General features: G+C 34.9%; 14 protein-coding genes and 1 tRNA gene. 12 read left to right on the top strand and 3 right to left on the bottom strand.

Annotated features, from left to right (window positions below; all coding sequences use genetic code 11):
- Positions 1–186: 186 nt before the first annotated feature.
- Positions 187–258, bottom strand: a tRNA-Arg gene (locus A4G25_RS05580).
- Positions 259–405: 147 nt separating this feature from the next.
- Between A4G25_RS05580 and clpP the strand changes: the two genes are divergently transcribed.
- Complete coding sequence (gene clpP / locus A4G25_RS05575) at positions 406–990, top strand: ATP-dependent Clp endopeptidase proteolytic subunit ClpP (RefSeq protein ID WP_015899677.1); 585 nt, start codon at positions 406–408, stop codon at positions 988–990.
- A gap of 332 nt (positions 991–1,322) precedes the next feature.
- Here the strand turns inward: clpP and A4G25_RS05565 are convergent, their stop codons facing one another.
- Positions 1,323–2,225 carry a TIGR01777 family oxidoreductase gene (locus A4G25_RS05565; protein ID WP_047132676.1) on the bottom strand — a complete coding sequence of 301 codons (903 nt, stop codon included), beginning with the start codon at positions 2,223–2,225 and terminating at the stop codon, positions 1,323–1,325.
- 585 nt (positions 2,226–2,810) lie between these two features.
- On the opposite strand from A4G25_RS05565, the gene A4G25_RS05560 reads away from it, so the two are divergent.
- Positions 2,811–3,686, top strand: a complete 876-nt coding sequence (locus A4G25_RS05560) for a DUF4887 domain-containing protein (protein ID WP_047132675.1) — start codon at positions 2,811–2,813, stop codon at positions 3,684–3,686.
- Positions 3,687–3,737: 51 nt separating this feature from the next.
- Here the strand turns inward: A4G25_RS05560 and A4G25_RS05555 are convergent, their stop codons facing one another.
- The gene (locus A4G25_RS05555) at positions 3,738–3,968 is read right to left on the bottom strand and encodes a hypothetical protein (protein ID WP_047132674.1); all 231 of its coding nucleotides are present in this window, start codon (positions 3,966–3,968) and stop codon (positions 3,738–3,740) included.
- A 311-nt stretch (positions 3,969–4,279) separates the two neighbouring features.
- Between A4G25_RS05555 and A4G25_RS05550 the strand changes: the two genes are divergently transcribed.
- The 10 genes from A4G25_RS05550 to rnr all read left to right on the top strand — a co-directional run bounded on the left by A4G25_RS05550 (position 4,280) and on the right by rnr (position 15,768).
- Positions 4,280–5,296, top strand: coding sequence for a sugar-binding transcriptional regulator (locus A4G25_RS05550; protein ID WP_047132673.1), 1,017 nt, complete (start codon positions 4,280–4,282; stop codon positions 5,294–5,296).
- A gap of 65 nt (positions 5,297–5,361) precedes the next feature.
- A complete protein-coding gene (gene gap / locus A4G25_RS05545) occupies positions 5,362–6,369 on the top strand; it encodes a type I glyceraldehyde-3-phosphate dehydrogenase (RefSeq protein ID WP_047132672.1) in 1,008 nt (335 codons plus the stop codon).
- Between the two features lie 265 nt (positions 6,370–6,634).
- Positions 6,635–7,825, top strand: a complete 1,191-nt coding sequence (locus tag A4G25_RS05540) for a phosphoglycerate kinase (protein ID WP_047132671.1) — start codon at positions 6,635–6,637, stop codon at positions 7,823–7,825.
- Between the two features lie 43 nt (positions 7,826–7,868).
- On the top strand, positions 7,869–8,630 hold the full coding sequence (gene tpiA / locus A4G25_RS05535; RefSeq protein WP_047132670.1) for a triose-phosphate isomerase: 762 nt from the start codon (positions 7,869–7,871) through the stop codon (positions 8,628–8,630).
- Between the two features lies 1 nt (position 8,631).
- Positions 8,632–10,149, top strand: coding sequence for a 2,3-bisphosphoglycerate-independent phosphoglycerate mutase (gpmI, locus tag A4G25_RS05530; RefSeq protein WP_047132669.1), 1,518 nt, complete (start codon positions 8,632–8,634; stop codon positions 10,147–10,149).
- Between the two features lie 95 nt (positions 10,150–10,244).
- The gene (gene eno, locus A4G25_RS05525; RefSeq protein WP_047132668.1) at positions 10,245–11,549 is read left to right on the top strand and encodes a surface-displayed alpha-enolase; all 1,305 of its coding nucleotides are present in this window, start codon (positions 10,245–10,247) and stop codon (positions 11,547–11,549) included.
- Between the two features lie 194 nt (positions 11,550–11,743).
- Positions 11,744–12,214 carry a hypothetical protein gene (locus tag A4G25_RS05520; RefSeq protein WP_047132667.1) on the top strand — a complete coding sequence of 157 codons (471 nt, stop codon included), beginning with the start codon at positions 11,744–11,746 and terminating at the stop codon, positions 12,212–12,214.
- A 90-nt stretch (positions 12,215–12,304) separates the two neighbouring features.
- Positions 12,305–12,541, top strand: a complete 237-nt coding sequence (gene secG / locus A4G25_RS05515) for a preprotein translocase subunit SecG (RefSeq protein WP_047132666.1) — start codon at positions 12,305–12,307, stop codon at positions 12,539–12,541.
- A gap of 90 nt (positions 12,542–12,631) precedes the next feature.
- Positions 12,632–13,372: an alpha/beta hydrolase gene (locus A4G25_RS05510; RefSeq protein WP_047132774.1), complete on the top strand. Its 741-nt coding sequence runs from the start codon at positions 12,632–12,634 to the stop codon at positions 13,370–13,372.
- 38 nt (positions 13,373–13,410) lie between these two features.
- Positions 13,411–15,768 carry a ribonuclease R gene (gene rnr, locus A4G25_RS05505; RefSeq protein ID WP_047132665.1) on the top strand — a complete coding sequence of 786 codons (2,358 nt, stop codon included), beginning with the start codon at positions 13,411–13,413 and terminating at the stop codon, positions 15,766–15,768.
- The last annotated feature ends 20 nt before the right edge of the window (positions 15,769–15,788 follow it).

Below are 15,788 nucleotides of genomic sequence, written 5' to 3'. Positions count from 1 at the left end.
AGACTTTAACATAATTCTAATTATTAGAAAAGATTAAATTGAACTTAGTTAATTAAAAGAGTTAAATAAAGCTAAAAAGTGTAAATTGATATAGAGAGCCGCATGCTTTTGCTATGTAAACATGGATAGTAAGTGATATGAGCATAAAAAAAGCTTATAACCCTAAAAAGTTATAAGCTTAAAAAGCCCCCTCGAAGGGAATCGAACCCCTATTGTAAGAACCGGAATCTTATGTGTTATCCATTACACTACGAGGGGTAAATGATAACAGACAATTAATAGTGTACCTTTAACCACCAATAGGGTCAATATGGATTATAGAAACAAAGTGAGTATTATTTTTGACCATTTTTGACTTTTAGGTTAAAATATAGTTAATTCATAAAAGTACAAGGAGGAAATGTAATGAATTTAATTCCTACAGTAATAGAAACAACTAACCGCGGTGAACGCGCTTATGACATTTATTCAAGATTATTAAAAGACCGTATTATCATGTTAGGTTCAGCAATTGACGATAACGTAGCAAACTCAATCGTATCACAATTGTTATTCTTACAAGCACAAGATGCTGAGAAAGACATTTATTTATATATTAATTCACCAGGAGGCAGTGTAACTGCTGGATTTGCAATTTATGATACAATCCAACACATTAAACCAGATGTACAAACAATCTGCATCGGTATGGCTGCGTCAATGGGATCATTCTTATTAGCAGCAGGTGCAAAAGGTAAACGCTTTGCTTTACCAAATGCTGAAGTAATGATTCACCAACCACTTGGCGGCGCTCAAGGTCAAGCAACTGAAATCGAAATTGCTGCAACTCATATCCTAAAAACACGTGCTAAATTAAATAAAATTTTAGCAGAACGTACTGGTCAATCAATTGAACAAATTGAAAAAGATACAGATCGTGATAATTTCTTAACAGCTGATGAAGCTAAAGAATACGGTTTGATTGATGAAGTAATGCAACCTGAAAAATAAGTTGAACAAATAAGAAAAAGTTCCGGAATTCAATTTCCGGAACTTTTTTTATTTTTGACTACGGCCTTTGACATATTTTATTAAGACGCTTACTAGCAAAATAATACCTATTAATAAATATAGAAGTGCGATAAAAAGAGAGGGCATCTGTGTTGTCATTGCAAAACTTCCGATACAAATTAATAGCACGCTTGCTAATATAAGTAAAATCTGAGATGACTTATTAATCATATCCAAAAAACACCTTCGTTCTAATTACACTATTGATAACTTCTATCAGATTTTCTTAAAACAAAAAAATGAATGTGAATAGGTTAATATTATACAATAAATTACTCTCGAACTAAATTATCAAGTGCTGCTTTTAAGTTTGGAAAAGCAAAATTAAAACCGTGTGCCTGCAATCGGTTTGGAATTGCTTTTTGTGTATCTAAAATAATAGTGGCACGTTGTCCCAAAACAAGGCGAAGTATCAAACTTGGTACCCATGTTTCATGAGGCTTGTGCATTTCTCGAGCTAAAGTATAACCGAATAAATTTTGACGCTCAGATACAGGGGCTGTGAGGTTGAAAACACCTTCAGCTTGCGAGTCATTAATAAGATATAATATCGCTCTTGTTAAATCAGTAATGTGTATCCATGAATACCATTGGAAACCAGTTCCTAATTTACCGCCAAAGTAAAATTTATACGGGAGTTTCATAGTCGGTAATGCGCCGCCTTCATCTGAAAGAATCATTCCAAAGCGACCAATTATAACGCGAGTTCCTAATTTTTCAAATTGATGTGCTAATCGTTCCCATTGATATGTGACATCAGATAAAAAGTCATGAGGGTCACATTTAGAAAGTTCTGTATAAGTACGGTGGAAATCAGGACGATAGTAACCAACTGCACTAGCGTTAAATAATACAGAAGGATGAGTGCCTTTGTGCTTAAATAATTCAAAAAGAGCTTGAGTAGAACGGATACGACTTAACATAAGTTCTCGTTTATATTCATCAGTCCAACGATTATTTAACGAAGCCCCGGCAAGGTTTATGACGATATCGATATGATTAGGTACTTTTTCTTCCCAACCTTCTTTTTCCCAATTGACATAAGTGATTTTATCATCCAAGTTATGGCGATCTTGGCGTGTTAAAATTGTGATATGTGAGTCTGTATCATGAATGGCATCGACAAGATGACTACCAACTAAGCCTGTTCCGCCAGTAATTAAGAATTCCTTCATTTATATCCACCTCTTCTATAGTATGGTATGTACAAATTTAAATGTTGTTAAATAATATTGATTCTAAATATTCAATGATTATTCAATTTTTAGTCATTAATATGTCATTAAAAACTTAACATAAGTATTTAAAAAACAACTGAAAAAGTTATAATGAAAGTACCTTCGAAAATTAATTAAACATCTCTTAATTAAAAACAGTATACCCCATAATATACGTGCGAAGGTGAAATTTTGACTCCCTTTAGTATTGGGCCTATGCGAGAAGCGTATAGGTCCATTATTTTTTTGTAGAGATGAACATGTGCTTATTATTATATCAATGTTTTAAAGTTTAATCATCCATACACACTGCTACGCTTATTACTATTTTCTGATGTACCTTCTAAGAGAATCTTGCTATTTGTTAAATTCTTTTAAATATCCGCATATTTCCTTTCAAAATGATGTATATATCATGGGAAAATGTTATGATTAATTAATGAAAACTATGTAAAAAATAATTCAATTGGGTAAATAAAACTAAAGTGTGAAAAGTCTCAATGTGTATTTTATTAGGAATAGAAATTGGAAAGAGGAGAGCACATGTCTAATAAAGGTCGAAATGATTTTGAAAGATCATCTAAAAACAAGATGAGCAATCTTGCAAAAATAATAAGTGCAATTATCGTTGTTATTTTATTATTCACGCTTGCCTTTGCTACTTTCTCTTTTGTGGATCATTCTAAAAAGGGCAGTGAACGATTAAGCCAAGAACAAAAGAAAGAAAAACAAGAGAAAAAAGACAAAAAAGAACGTGAAGAGAAGAAGAAAAAAGACGAAGAGAAAAAGCGTAAAGAAAAGCAACGTCAGGAAGAAGAATGGGCGAACCAGCAAGCTGCAGAACAAGAAAGACAAAATAATATAAATGCACAACGCGAACAAGCAGCAAGACAAGCGCAACAAAATCAAAATACTCAAAAACAACAAACAACAAACAATAAAGCACAACAAGAACAAGAGAAAAAACAACAAGAACAAGCACGTAAAAATCAAGAAGCTGCTAGAAAACAAGCTGAAGAACAGCAGAAGAAAAATGAACAGGTTGCAAAAGAACGTCAGCAAAAAGCAAAAGAACAAGCTGATAAAGCTATGGAACAACAAAAGCAACAAGAACAGCAAAAAGCACAAGCTGAAAAGCAGCGTCAACAACAACAAGAACAACAAAAATCAAACCAGAACCAGCAGCAAAAACAACAGCAAAATACACAAAATCAACAATCAAATAATAAACCCAGGCCAGGGCAAGGACAGCAATCAACAGTAAGAAACACACCTGGTAGTAATCAATCAAGTACACAATCATCAAGCAGTTCTAATCAAACACAACAAAAACAAGCACCTGCTAATTCAAGCAATAACTCTTCGCAAAAGCAGAGTTCAAATAACCAATCTAATAATAATCAATCATCACAACGTTGATATAACAAAAACGAGCATTCTCTTTCATCAGATAGGAGAATGCTCTGTTTTTTAATGAATTAAATTTAAAAGCCACGTAATAAAAAACGATAAGATTATAAGAATAGGCAAGCAACCGCACCCGATTGGAAAACAGCCGCCAAAAGAATAGTACTTAATACGTCTTTGATTTTCAAAATCAGATTTTTTTTGGTTAGAACGGGTAGAGTGAAAGTATGTGTCATCTTTATATCTAGGGTCGTCTGGATCAATAACTTCAGGTTGTTCATCTTTTTCAGACATAATATACCCTCCTTTGAAAGACTATTATAGTAGATATTTTAGAGCAGAGATAATCAAAAGAAAAAATATAGCTAAAAAACAAAGTTAAAAGATGATTTTTCATGCGAATAAAGGGTATAATATAATTGTTGGTAAGTATTGTGTACAATGATAGAGTAAGTTTTGTAACTTAAGCATTAAGACTTGCTTTTTAAAACAGATGATAGTATTATTGCAAATGTAAGAGATGTTATTTTTTGTCCCACCTGGGACTTAAAACGTCAAAGTGTGGTTGCATACTGACCCTTAAAGATATAGAGGAGGAAATAGTAGTGGAAGACTTGCTTAAAGTCCAACAAAAATTGATTCCTGAGCTTGTCGATAGAATGTACCGTAGATTTACAATACTCACTACTATCAAAATGCACCAACCTGTTGGAAGAAGAAGTTTGAGTGAATACATGAACTTGACTGAGCGTGTATTAAGATCAGAAACGAATACATTAAAGAAACAAGAATTGATTAAAGTCAAACCTACAGGTATGGAAATAACTGATGAAGGTGAACATTTAATTGATGAACTAGAAGCATATTTCAATATGTATTCTGATGGTTATCACTTAGCACAATTGATTAAAGAGCGTTATCAAATCAACAATGTATATGTTGTGCCAGGTAACACTGATAAAGATAGTGCAGTTAAAACAGAAATGGGTAATCAAGCAGGACAACTTTTAGAAAAAACTTTTTATAAAGATGCAATAGTATCTATAACTGGTGGATCAACAATGGCATCAGTTAGTGACTCAATGCATGTACTGCCTTTCAAAACATTTTTTGTACCTGCGAGAGGCGGCTTGGGAGAAAACATGATTTACCAAGCAAATACCATTGCAGCAAGTATGGCAGTACAAACAGGAGGCGACTACACAACATTATATGTTCCTGATAATGTCAGTGAATCTACATATGAATTGTTGATGCAAGAACCTTCTGTAATCAATACATTAGACAAAATAAAACAATCAAATATTACTGTCCACGGCATTGGTGATGCGCTGAAAATGGCGAACAGACGCCATTCACCTAAAGATGTGATTGAAATGCTTCAACATCACAATGCTGTCGGAGAAGCATTTGGTTATTACTTCGATACTAATGGCAATATAGTCCATAAAGTTAAAACGATAGGACTTCAAATGGAAGATTTAGAATCGAAGCAATATATATATGCTGTAGCCGGAGGTGCTTCGAAAGGGGAAGCGATAAAAGCTTATTTATCGATAGCTCCTAAAAACACCATTCTGATTACAGATGAAGGCGCAGCTAAGACTATCGTACAATCTTAAACAATTTTGGTTATAAAAAAGTGACTTCACTTTTTAACAATATCTTTTTAAAGGAGGCCATAATAATGGCAGTTAAAGTAGCAATTAATGGTTTTGGTAGAATCGGTCGTTTAGCATTTAGAAGAATTCAAGATGTTGAAGGTATCGATGTAGTAGCAGTAAACGACTTAACAGACGATGAAATGTTAGCACACTTATTAAAATACGATACAATGCAAGGACGTTTCACTGAAGAAGTTGAAGTTGTAGATGGCGGATTCCGCGTGAATGGTAAAGAAGTTAAATCATTCGAAGAACCAGATGCAAGCAAATTACCTTGGAAAGATTTAGACATTGATGTTGTATTAGAATGTACTGGTTTCTATACAAGTGATGAAAAAGCAAAAGCTCATATCGATGCAGGCGCTAAAAAAGTATTAATTTCAGCACCAGCTACTGGTGATGTTAAAACAATCGTTTATAACGTAAACCAAGATACTTTAGACAGCTCTGACGTAATCGTTTCAGGTGCTTCTTGTACTACAAACTCTCTTGCTCCTGTAGCACAAGTTTTAAATGATAGCTTTGGTTTAGTTGAAGGTTTCATGACTACTATCCATGCTTATACTGGTGACCAAAATACTCAAGACGGTCCACACAGAAAAGGCGACAAACGTCGTGCTCGTGCAGCAGCTGAAAACATCGTTCCAAACTCAACAGGTGCAGCTAAAGCAATTGGTAAAGTAATTCCTGAAATCGACGGAAAATTAGACGGCGGCGCTCAACGTGTTCCTGTAGCAACTGGTTCATTAACTGAATTAACAGTTGTATTAGATAAAGATGTTACAGTTGACGAAGTAAACGAAGCAATGAAACAAGCTTCTAACGAATCATTCGGTTACAACGAAGATGAAATCGTATCTTCAGACGTAGTAGGTATGACATTCGGTTCATTATTCGATGCAACTCAAACTCGTGTTATGACTGTTTCAGGCCGTCAATTAGTTAAAGTAGCAGCTTGGTACGACAACGAAATGTCTTACACTGCGCAATTAGTACGTACTTTAGAATATCTTATTAAAGACGTAAAATAATTTGATAATAAGATCTGAATTTGACAAGCTGTAAATGTGCTGTTGAATTGTTATGATCAGCTTTTGAGTAAGCGGAGAGGCACATACGCTTCTCCGCTTATTTTAAATTTTCATAAGCTGCAGTGAAAATTAGCAAGTAGTTTATTTCTAAACGAAAAAACTTTTAAGTACTTTAGATGTTTTTTCTGCAATAATAACGACTATATGCTAATCTCAATCTATAGACATTAAAGAATCATGCTTTCATTCAAAGGAGGAAGTTTAGATGGCTAAAAAACATGTATCTGATTTAGACTTAAAAGGTAAAGTTGTATTAGAACGCGCTGATTTCAACGTACCTTTAAAAGATGGAAAAATTACTAATGACAACCGTATTGTTCAAGCTTTACCAACGATTGAATATATCCTTGAACAAGGAGGAAGACTTGTTCTTTTCTCACATTTAGGAAAAGTCAAAGAAGAAAGTGATAAAGAAAAATTAACACTTCGCCCAGTTGCTGAACGTTTAAGCGAAAAGCTAGGTAAAGATGTTAACTTTATCCCACATACTCGTGGTGAAGTTTTAGAAAAAGCAATCGCAGAATTAAAAGATGGAGAAGTACTTTTAGTAGAAAATACACGCTTTGAAGATTTAGATGGTAAAAAAGAATCTAAAAATGATCCTGAATTAGGGAAATATTGGGCTTCATTAGGTGATGTATTTGTAAACGATGCATTTGGTACTGCTCATCGTTCTCATGCTTCTAATGTAGGTGTTGCATCTAATTTAGAAAGTGCAGCTGGAGACTTGATGGAAAAAGAAATCAAATTTATCGGTGGTGTTGTAAACAATCCTGATAAACCAGTTGTTGCAATCTTAGGTGGCGCTAAAGTATCAGATAAAATCGGAGTCATCGAAAACTTATTGAATGTAGCTGATAAAGTTCTTATCGGCGGCGGTATGGCTTATACATTCTTAAAAGCACAAGGTTATGAAATTGGTAAATCTTTATTAGAAGCAGATAAAGTAGATTTCGCTAAAGATTTATTAGAACGTGCTGGCGATAAAATTGTATTGCCTGTAGATGCTAAAGTAGCTAGAGAATTTTCTAATGATGCACAATATACTGTTGTTACTATCGATCAAATTCCAGCAGATCAAGAAGCGCTTGATATTGGACCTGAAACTGTTAAATTATTCGAAAAAGAACTTAAAGGTGCACATACAGTAGTATGGAATGGACCAATGGGTGTGTTCGAATTTGAAAACTTTGCTCAAGGTACAGTAGGTGTTTGTGAAGCAATTGCTGAAATGAAAGATGCAACTACTATTATTGGTGGCGGAGACTCTGCAGCAGCAGCTATGATGCTTGGATTTGAGGATGATTTCTCTCATATTTCAACAGGCGGCGGTGCTTCACTTGAATACCTTGAAGGTAAAGAATTACCAGGTATCCAATCAATTAGCGATAAATAATTAATAGTATTTTTGATAATAACTTTTCAAGGAGCGTTTAATAATGAGAAAACCAATTATTGCAGGTAACTGGAAAATGAACAAAACTGTACAAGAGGCAAAAGACTTTGTAAATGCATTGCCTCAATTACCAGATACAAATGAAGTAGAAGCCGTTATTTGTGCACCAACTATTCAATTAGATGCATTAATTACTTTAGTAAAAGAAGGTAAAGCTGAAGGGCTTGAAATTGGTGCTGAAAACACTTATTACGAAGAAAGCGGCGCATTTACTGGTGAAACGTCTCCAGTTGCATTAGCAGACCTAGGTGTTAAATATGTAATTATCGGTCACTCTGAACGTCGTGAATTATTCCACGAAACTGACGAAGATGTTAATAAGAAAGTCCACGCTGTGTTTAAACACGGTATGACTCCAATCATCTGTGTTGGTGAAACAAATGAACAACGTGAAGGCGGAAAAGCTGAAGAAGTAGTATCAGACCAAGTTAAAAAAGCATTGGCAGGTTTATCTGACGAACAATTAAAACAAGTAGTTATCGCTTACGAACCTATTTGGGCAATTGGTACTGGTAAATCATCTACAGCTAAAGACGCTAACGAAATGAGTGCGTTTATACGCAAAACAGTTGCTGAACTTTCAAACCAAGAAGTAGCAGACGCAGTTCGTATTCAATACGGCGGCAGTGTAAAACCTAATAATATCGCTGAATATATGGCAGAATCAGATATTGATGGTGCTTTAGTCGGCGGTGCTTCATTGAAAGTAGAAGACTATGTAAAATTATTAGAAGGTGCTAAATAATATGGCAAAACAACCAACAGCATTAATCATCCTTGATGGTTTTGCGAACAGAGAAAGTGAACACGGTAATGCAGTCAAACAAGCGTTCAAACCGAATTTCGACCGTTATTATGAAAAATATCCAACTACACAAATCGAAGCAAGCGGTTTAGCAGTTGGATTACCTGAAGGACAAATGGGTAATTCTGAAGTCGGTCATATGAACATTGGTGCCGGACGTATTGTATATCAAAGTTTAACAAGAATTAATAAAGCGATTGAAGATGGAGATTTCTTTGAAAATGAGGTCTTGAATGAAGCAATTGAACATGTAAAATCACATGATTCTGCGCTACATGTTTTCGGTTTATTATCTGACGGTGGTGTTCACAGTCACTACAAACATTTATTTGCGATTCTAGAACTTGCTAAAAAACAAGGATTAGATAAAGTATACGTTCACGGCTTCTTAGATGGACGTGACGTTGATCAAAAATCAGCCTTGAAATATGTAAAAGAAACTGAAGAAAAATTCAAAGAAATCGGTATCGGACAATTTGCTTCAATTTCTGGACGTTATTATGCGATGGACCGCGATAAACGTTGGGAACGTGAAGAAAAAGCTTATAATGCAATCCGTGATATCGATGCGCCTGAATATGCGTCAGCAGAAGAAGGTATCGAAGCGAATTATGAAAATGGTGTTACTGATGAATTCGTTGTACCTTTCTCAATCAAAGAACAAAATGAAGGTGTTCAAGATGGAGATTCAGTAGTATTCTTCAATTTCCGTCCTGATAGAGCGGGTCAACTTTCTGAAATCTTCACAAATAAAGATTTTAAAGGATTTGAAGTTAAGCAACCAAATGATTTATTCTTCGCTACTTTTACAAAATATAGTGATCAAGTAGATGCAAGTATTGTTTTCGAAAAAGTAGATTTGAAACAAACAATCGGTGAAGTTGCTGAAGCAAATAACTTAAAACAATTACGTATTGCTGAAACTGAAAAATATCCTCATGTTACTTATTTCATGAGTGGCGGACGTAATGAAGAATTTGAAGGTGAACGTCGTCGTTTAATTGATTCACCTAAAGTTGCAACTTATGACTTGAAACCTGAAATGAGTGCGTATGAAGTTAAAGACGCATTATTAGAAGAACTTAATAAAGGTGATTTAGATTTAATCATCTTAAACTTTGCTAACCCAGATATGGTCGGACATAGTGGTATGCTTGAACCTACTGTAAAAGCAATTGAAGCTGTAGACGAATGTTTAGGTGAAGTCGTAGATAAAATTATTGATATGGGTGGAAATGCAATTATTACTGCAGACCATGGTAACTCAGATCAAGTTTTAACTGACGATGATGAACCGATGACAACACATACAACTAACCCAGTTCCAGTTATCGTTACTAAAGAAGGCGTAACATTACGTGAAACAGGTAAGTTAGGTGATTTAGCACCTACACTGCTTGATTTATTAAATGTAACTCAACCAGAAGAGATGACTGGTGAATCTTTAATTAAACATTAAGAATTTAGTGTGTCATTACTAGATAATTAATTCAATTTCTAAGGAAAAAAAGTTATAATATAAGCGAAAGCTATTATGAAAAGGAGATTATCAACATGCCAATTATTACAGATGTTTATGCTCGCGAAGTCCTAGATTCTCGAGGTAATCCAACAGTTGAAGTAGAAGTATTAACTGAAAGCGGTGCATTCGGTCGTGCATTAGTACCATCAGGTGCATCAACAGGTGAATACGAAGCCGTAGAACTACGTGACGGTGACAAAGATCGTTACTTAGGTAAAGGTGTTACTAAAGCAGTTGAAAATGTAAACGAAAAAATCGCACCAGAGATCGTTGAAGGCGAATTTTCAGTATTAGACCAAGTTTCAATCGACAAAATGATGATTCAATTAGATGGAACTGAAAACAAAGGTAAATTAGGTGCAAACGCTATTCTTGGTGTTTCTATTGCTGTTGCACGTGCAGCTGCAGACTTATTAGGCCAACCACTTTACAAATATTTAGGTGGATTCAATGGTAAACAATTACCAGTTCCTATGATGAACATTGTAAACGGTGGTTCTCATTCTGATGCGCCGATTGCATTCCAAGAATTCATGATTTTACCTGTTGGCGCTGATTCATTTAAAGAATCATTACGCTGGGGTGCTGAAATCTTCCACAACTTAGCTAAAATTCTTAAAAAACGCGGTTTAGAAACTGCAGTAGGTGACGAAGGTGGATTTGCTCCTAAATTCCACGGCACAGAAGATGCTGTTGATACAATTTTAGAAGCAATCAAAGCAGTAGGTTTAGAACCTGGTAAAGATGTTTACCTTGGATTCGACATTGCTTCTTCTGAATTCTACGAAAATGGTGTTTATGACTACACTAAATTCGAAGGACAAGAAGGCGCTAAACGTACTTCAGCTGAACAAGTTGACTACTTAGAAGAATTAGTTAATAAATATCCAATCATCACAATTGAAGATGGTATGGATGAAAATGACTGGGATGGTTGGAAACAACTTACAGATCGTTTAGGTAAAAAAGTTCAATTAGTAGGTGACGACTTATTCGTTACAAATACTAAAAAACTATCTGAAGGTATCGAAAAAGGTATCGGTAACTCAATCTTAATCAAAGTTAACCAAATCGGTACTTTAACTGAAACATTCGATGCAATTCAAATGGCTCAAAAAGCTGGTTACACAGCAGTTATCTCACACCGTTCTGGTGAAACAGAAGATACTACAATTGCTGACATCGCTGTAGCTACAAATGCAGGACAAATTAAAACTGGTTCATTATCAAGAACAGACCGTATTGCAAAATACAATCAATTATTACGTATTGAAGATGAATTATACGAAACAGCTGAATTCGACGGCATTCACTCTTTCTATAATTTAGATAAATAAGTAAAGGTTTATTAATATTGAGTTCACGCAAAACTTTATAAATTATTAACCTTTTAATGAAGCTGTTAAAGTTCAAAAGAACTTTAGCAGTTTCTTTTTTTATACCGTGTTTTATGTCGAAAATTAATAAGAAACTGATATAATTGAATCAATAGAATTAAATTTACAACTTGGATTAAGGAGATTGGATTAAAATGCCGACTACAGAGCAAGAAAAGAAATTAAGAGCAAAAAAATCCGGGAGATTTATTGCTTATTCTTCAGTGACATTAGCAATTATATATGCCATATATCTTTTTGTTTCTTTAGATAACAGCGTAGTAGCTGATATTCTGACATCTCATCATATTGATGCAACAAAAAATGCAGTGGGGAATTTTATTAACAGTTATCGTTTAACGGGAATTATGTATTTAATTGCTTATATGTGCGGATTAATCGCAATATGGAATCAACACACTTATTTATGGTGGTTCTTATTTGCAGTATATATTTCACAAGCTTTTTATACTGCAGTCAATGCAGGCGTAATTATCCAAAGTATTAATCATGTGAAATCAGGTTTCATGACTTTGCCTTTATGGATTACAATTATCGGTTCGCTTGCTTTAGCAGTTTATATGTTGGTAATTTCGATTAAACGCAAAAGTACATTTAACCGATAGAACGCATAGGCGTGAGTTAGACCCAATGTTGATAAACTACACTAAAATATGTTATGCTTGTTTAGTATATTATGAATGGAGGACTAACGCATGCACACTTTATTGACAGTTTTATTGATTATAGACTGTATCGCTTTAATCACAGTTGTGTTACTCCAAGAAAGCAAAAGTAACGGCCTTTCAGGAGCAATCAGCGGCGGTGCTGAACAGCTCTTCGGTGGAAAACAAAAGCAACGCGGTGTTGACTTGTTCTTAAACCGTGTAACAATTGGTTTGTCTATTGCATTTTTCGTGTTAATGTTAGCAATTACTTATTTCAATATGTAAGGTCCGACAATGTAAAAGTCGGGCTTTTTTCTTTATAATAGAACTATGAGTTAATTTGATTAAATGGGAATCATGAAAGGATTGAAAGACATGCAAATTAAATTGCCAAAACCGTTCTTTTTTGAAGAAGGTAAAAGAGCAGTATTATTGTTACATGGTTTTACTGGAAACTCTTCCGATGTAAGACAACTGGGACGCTTTTTACAGAAAAAAGGGTATACATCTTATGCGCCTCAATATGAAGGCCATGCAGCGCCACCGGAAGAAATTTTACAATCCAGCCCGCATGTCTGGTTTAAAGATGCGTTAGATGGTTACGACTTTTTAGTGGAACAAGGATATGATGAAATTGTAGTAGCCGGCTTATCTTTAGGCGGAGATTTTGCGCTTAAGTTAAGCTTAAATAGAGATGTAGAGGGTATTGTAACGATGTGTGCGCCTATGTTTATTAAGACAGAAGGCTCAATGTACGAAGGTGTCCTTGAATATGCACGCAACTTCAAAAAATATCAAGGTAAAGATGAGGCGACAATCAATCGTGAGATGGAAGCTTTCCATCCTACTCATACTTTAAAAGAATTACAGCAAACAATACAAGATGTTCGAGAACATGTAGATGAAGTGATGGATCCGTTACTTGTCATCCAAGCAGAACAAGATAAAATGATTAATCCTGAATCTGCAAATGTAATTTATGATGAAGCATCTTCTGAAGACAAAAATATAAAATGGTATGCGGATTCCGGTCATGTTATCACAATTGATAAAGAAAAAGAAAAAGTCTTCGAGGATATTTATGAATTCCTTGAAAGTCTTGATTGGTCTGAATAGTAATAAGAAACGAATAAATAATGAAAGGAGGGGGCATAATGAATTTAAAACAATCTGTAGCAGAGATTATTAAACAACCTGATTATGAACCCATGTCAGTTTCTGATTTTCAAGATCGTTTAGGTTTAAACAATGCCGACTCATTTAGAGACTTAATAAAGGTGTTAGTTGAACTAGAACAATCTGGCTTAGTTGAACGAACGAAAACGGACCGCTACCAAAGAAAAGGAAGTCAAACTATGAAAAATAATCTGGTAAAAGGTACTTTAAGTCAAAATAAAAAAGGATTCGCATTCTTGCGTCCTGAAGACGAAGAAATGGAAGATATCTTTATTCCGCCGACAAAAATAAATCGTGCCATGGATGGGGACACAGTTATAGTTGAAGTCCAACCATCAAAAGGTGAATTTAAAGGAAAAGTTGAAGGCGAAGTCAAAACAATTGAAAAACATTCAGTAACGCAAGTCGTAGGTACTTATACTGAAGGGCGTCATTTTGGATTTGTGATTCCCGATGACAAACGTATCATGCAAGATATCTTTATTCCGAAAGGTCAAAGTTTAGGTGCGGTTGAAGGACACAAAGTATTGGTTCAAATTTCAAAATATGCAGAAGGAAATGACAATCCAGAAGGTCATGTTTCTGCAATTTTAGGACACAAAAATGATCCTGGTGTAGATATTTTATCTATTATCTATCAACATGGAATTGAAATCGAATTTCCAGATGAAGTGTTGAAAGAAGCTGAGGCAATTCCTGAAACAATTGAACCTTCTGAAATTGAAGGACGCAGAGATTTACGTGATGAATTAACCATTACAATTGATGGGGCAGATGCTAAGGACTTAGATGATGCAATCAGTCTTAAAAAATTACCGAATGGTAATACACAATTGACAGTCAGCATCGCAGACGTCAGCCATTATGTAAAAGAAGGATCAGCGTTAGATAAGGAAGCGTATGATCGTGGTACAAGTGTTTATTTAGTAGACCGTGTTATTCCAATGATTCCTCACCGTTTAAGTAATGGAATTTGTTCATTAAATCCAAATGTAGATCGCCTGACTTTAAGTTGCCGCATGGAAATTGATCAAGATGGCAATGTGAAAAACCACGAAATTTTTGATAGTGTCATTGAATCAGATCATCGTATGACTTACGACGAAGTGAATAAAATTATTACTGACAAAGATCCTGAACTTCGAGAAAAATATAAAGATGTCACACCAATGCTCGATTTAGCGCAAGACTTATCAAATCGATTAAAACAGATGCGTAAACGTCGTGGAGAAATTGACTTCGATATTGATGAAGCTAAAGTGCTTGTTAATGATGAAGGTATTCCTGTGGATGTTCAATTGCGAGACCGTGGTGAAGGAGAACGCTTAATTGAATCATTTATGCTAGCAGCCAACGAAACAGTTGCTGAACACTTTAGTAAAATGGAAGTGCCATTTATATATCGTGTCCATGAACAGCCTAAATCAGATCGTTTAACACAGTTCTTCGATTTTATCACGAACTTCGGTATTATGGTCAGAGGTACAGGAGAAGATATTTCTCCAAGTACATTGCAAGAAATTCATGAAAAAGTGAAAGGCTTGCCTGAACAAACTGTTGTTTCAACAATGATGTTGCGTTCTATGCAACAAGCGCGTTATGAAGATGCCAATTTAGGACACTTTGGCTTATCAGCTGATTATTATACACACTTTACGTCACCAATTCGTCGTTATCCAGATTTAGTTGTACATCGATTAATTCGTAAATATTTAATTGATGAAACAATGAGCGGTAAAGAATTGAAAAAATGGGAAGATAAGTTGCCTGAAATTGCAGAACATACTTCAAACCGTGAACGTCGTGCAATTGAAGCAGAACGTGACACTGATGAATTGAAAAAAGCAGAATTTATGCTGCAGCATATTGGTGAAGAATATGAAGGTATTATCAGTTCAGTTGCGAACTTCGGTATGTTTGTTGAATTGCCGAACACTGTAGAAGGTATGTTCCATGTTTCTAACATGACAGATGATTACTATCAATTTGCAGAAGGCCAAATGGCAATGATAGGAGAACGTTCTGGTAATGTGTTCCGTATTGGTGACTCAGTGAAAATCAAAGTTGTGAATGTAGATGTCGAACAACGTATGATTGATTTCCAAATTGTGGGAATGCCTGAACCAAAACGTAGAAAAGCTGAAGATCGCCCTGCACGCGGTACAACAATTCAAGCAAAATCACGCGGCAAAAGTTTAAGTGGCGATAAGAAAAAAGGTAAAAAGAAACAACGTAAAGGAAAAAATCAACGAAATCGCGACAAACAAAATAATACGCAACACAAACCTTACTATAAAAGCAAAAAGGTAAAACAAAAGGCACGAAAAAAGAAATAAAATATCATTGAGTAATGAAC

The sequence above is a fragment of the Staphylococcus condimenti genome, from assembly GCF_001618885.1.
GTDB classification, from domain to species: domain Bacteria; phylum Bacillota; class Bacilli; order Staphylococcales; family Staphylococcaceae; genus Staphylococcus; species Staphylococcus condimenti.
Note: the sequence above shows the minus strand (reverse complement) of the source record. Positions and strands in the feature narration are given on the sequence as shown.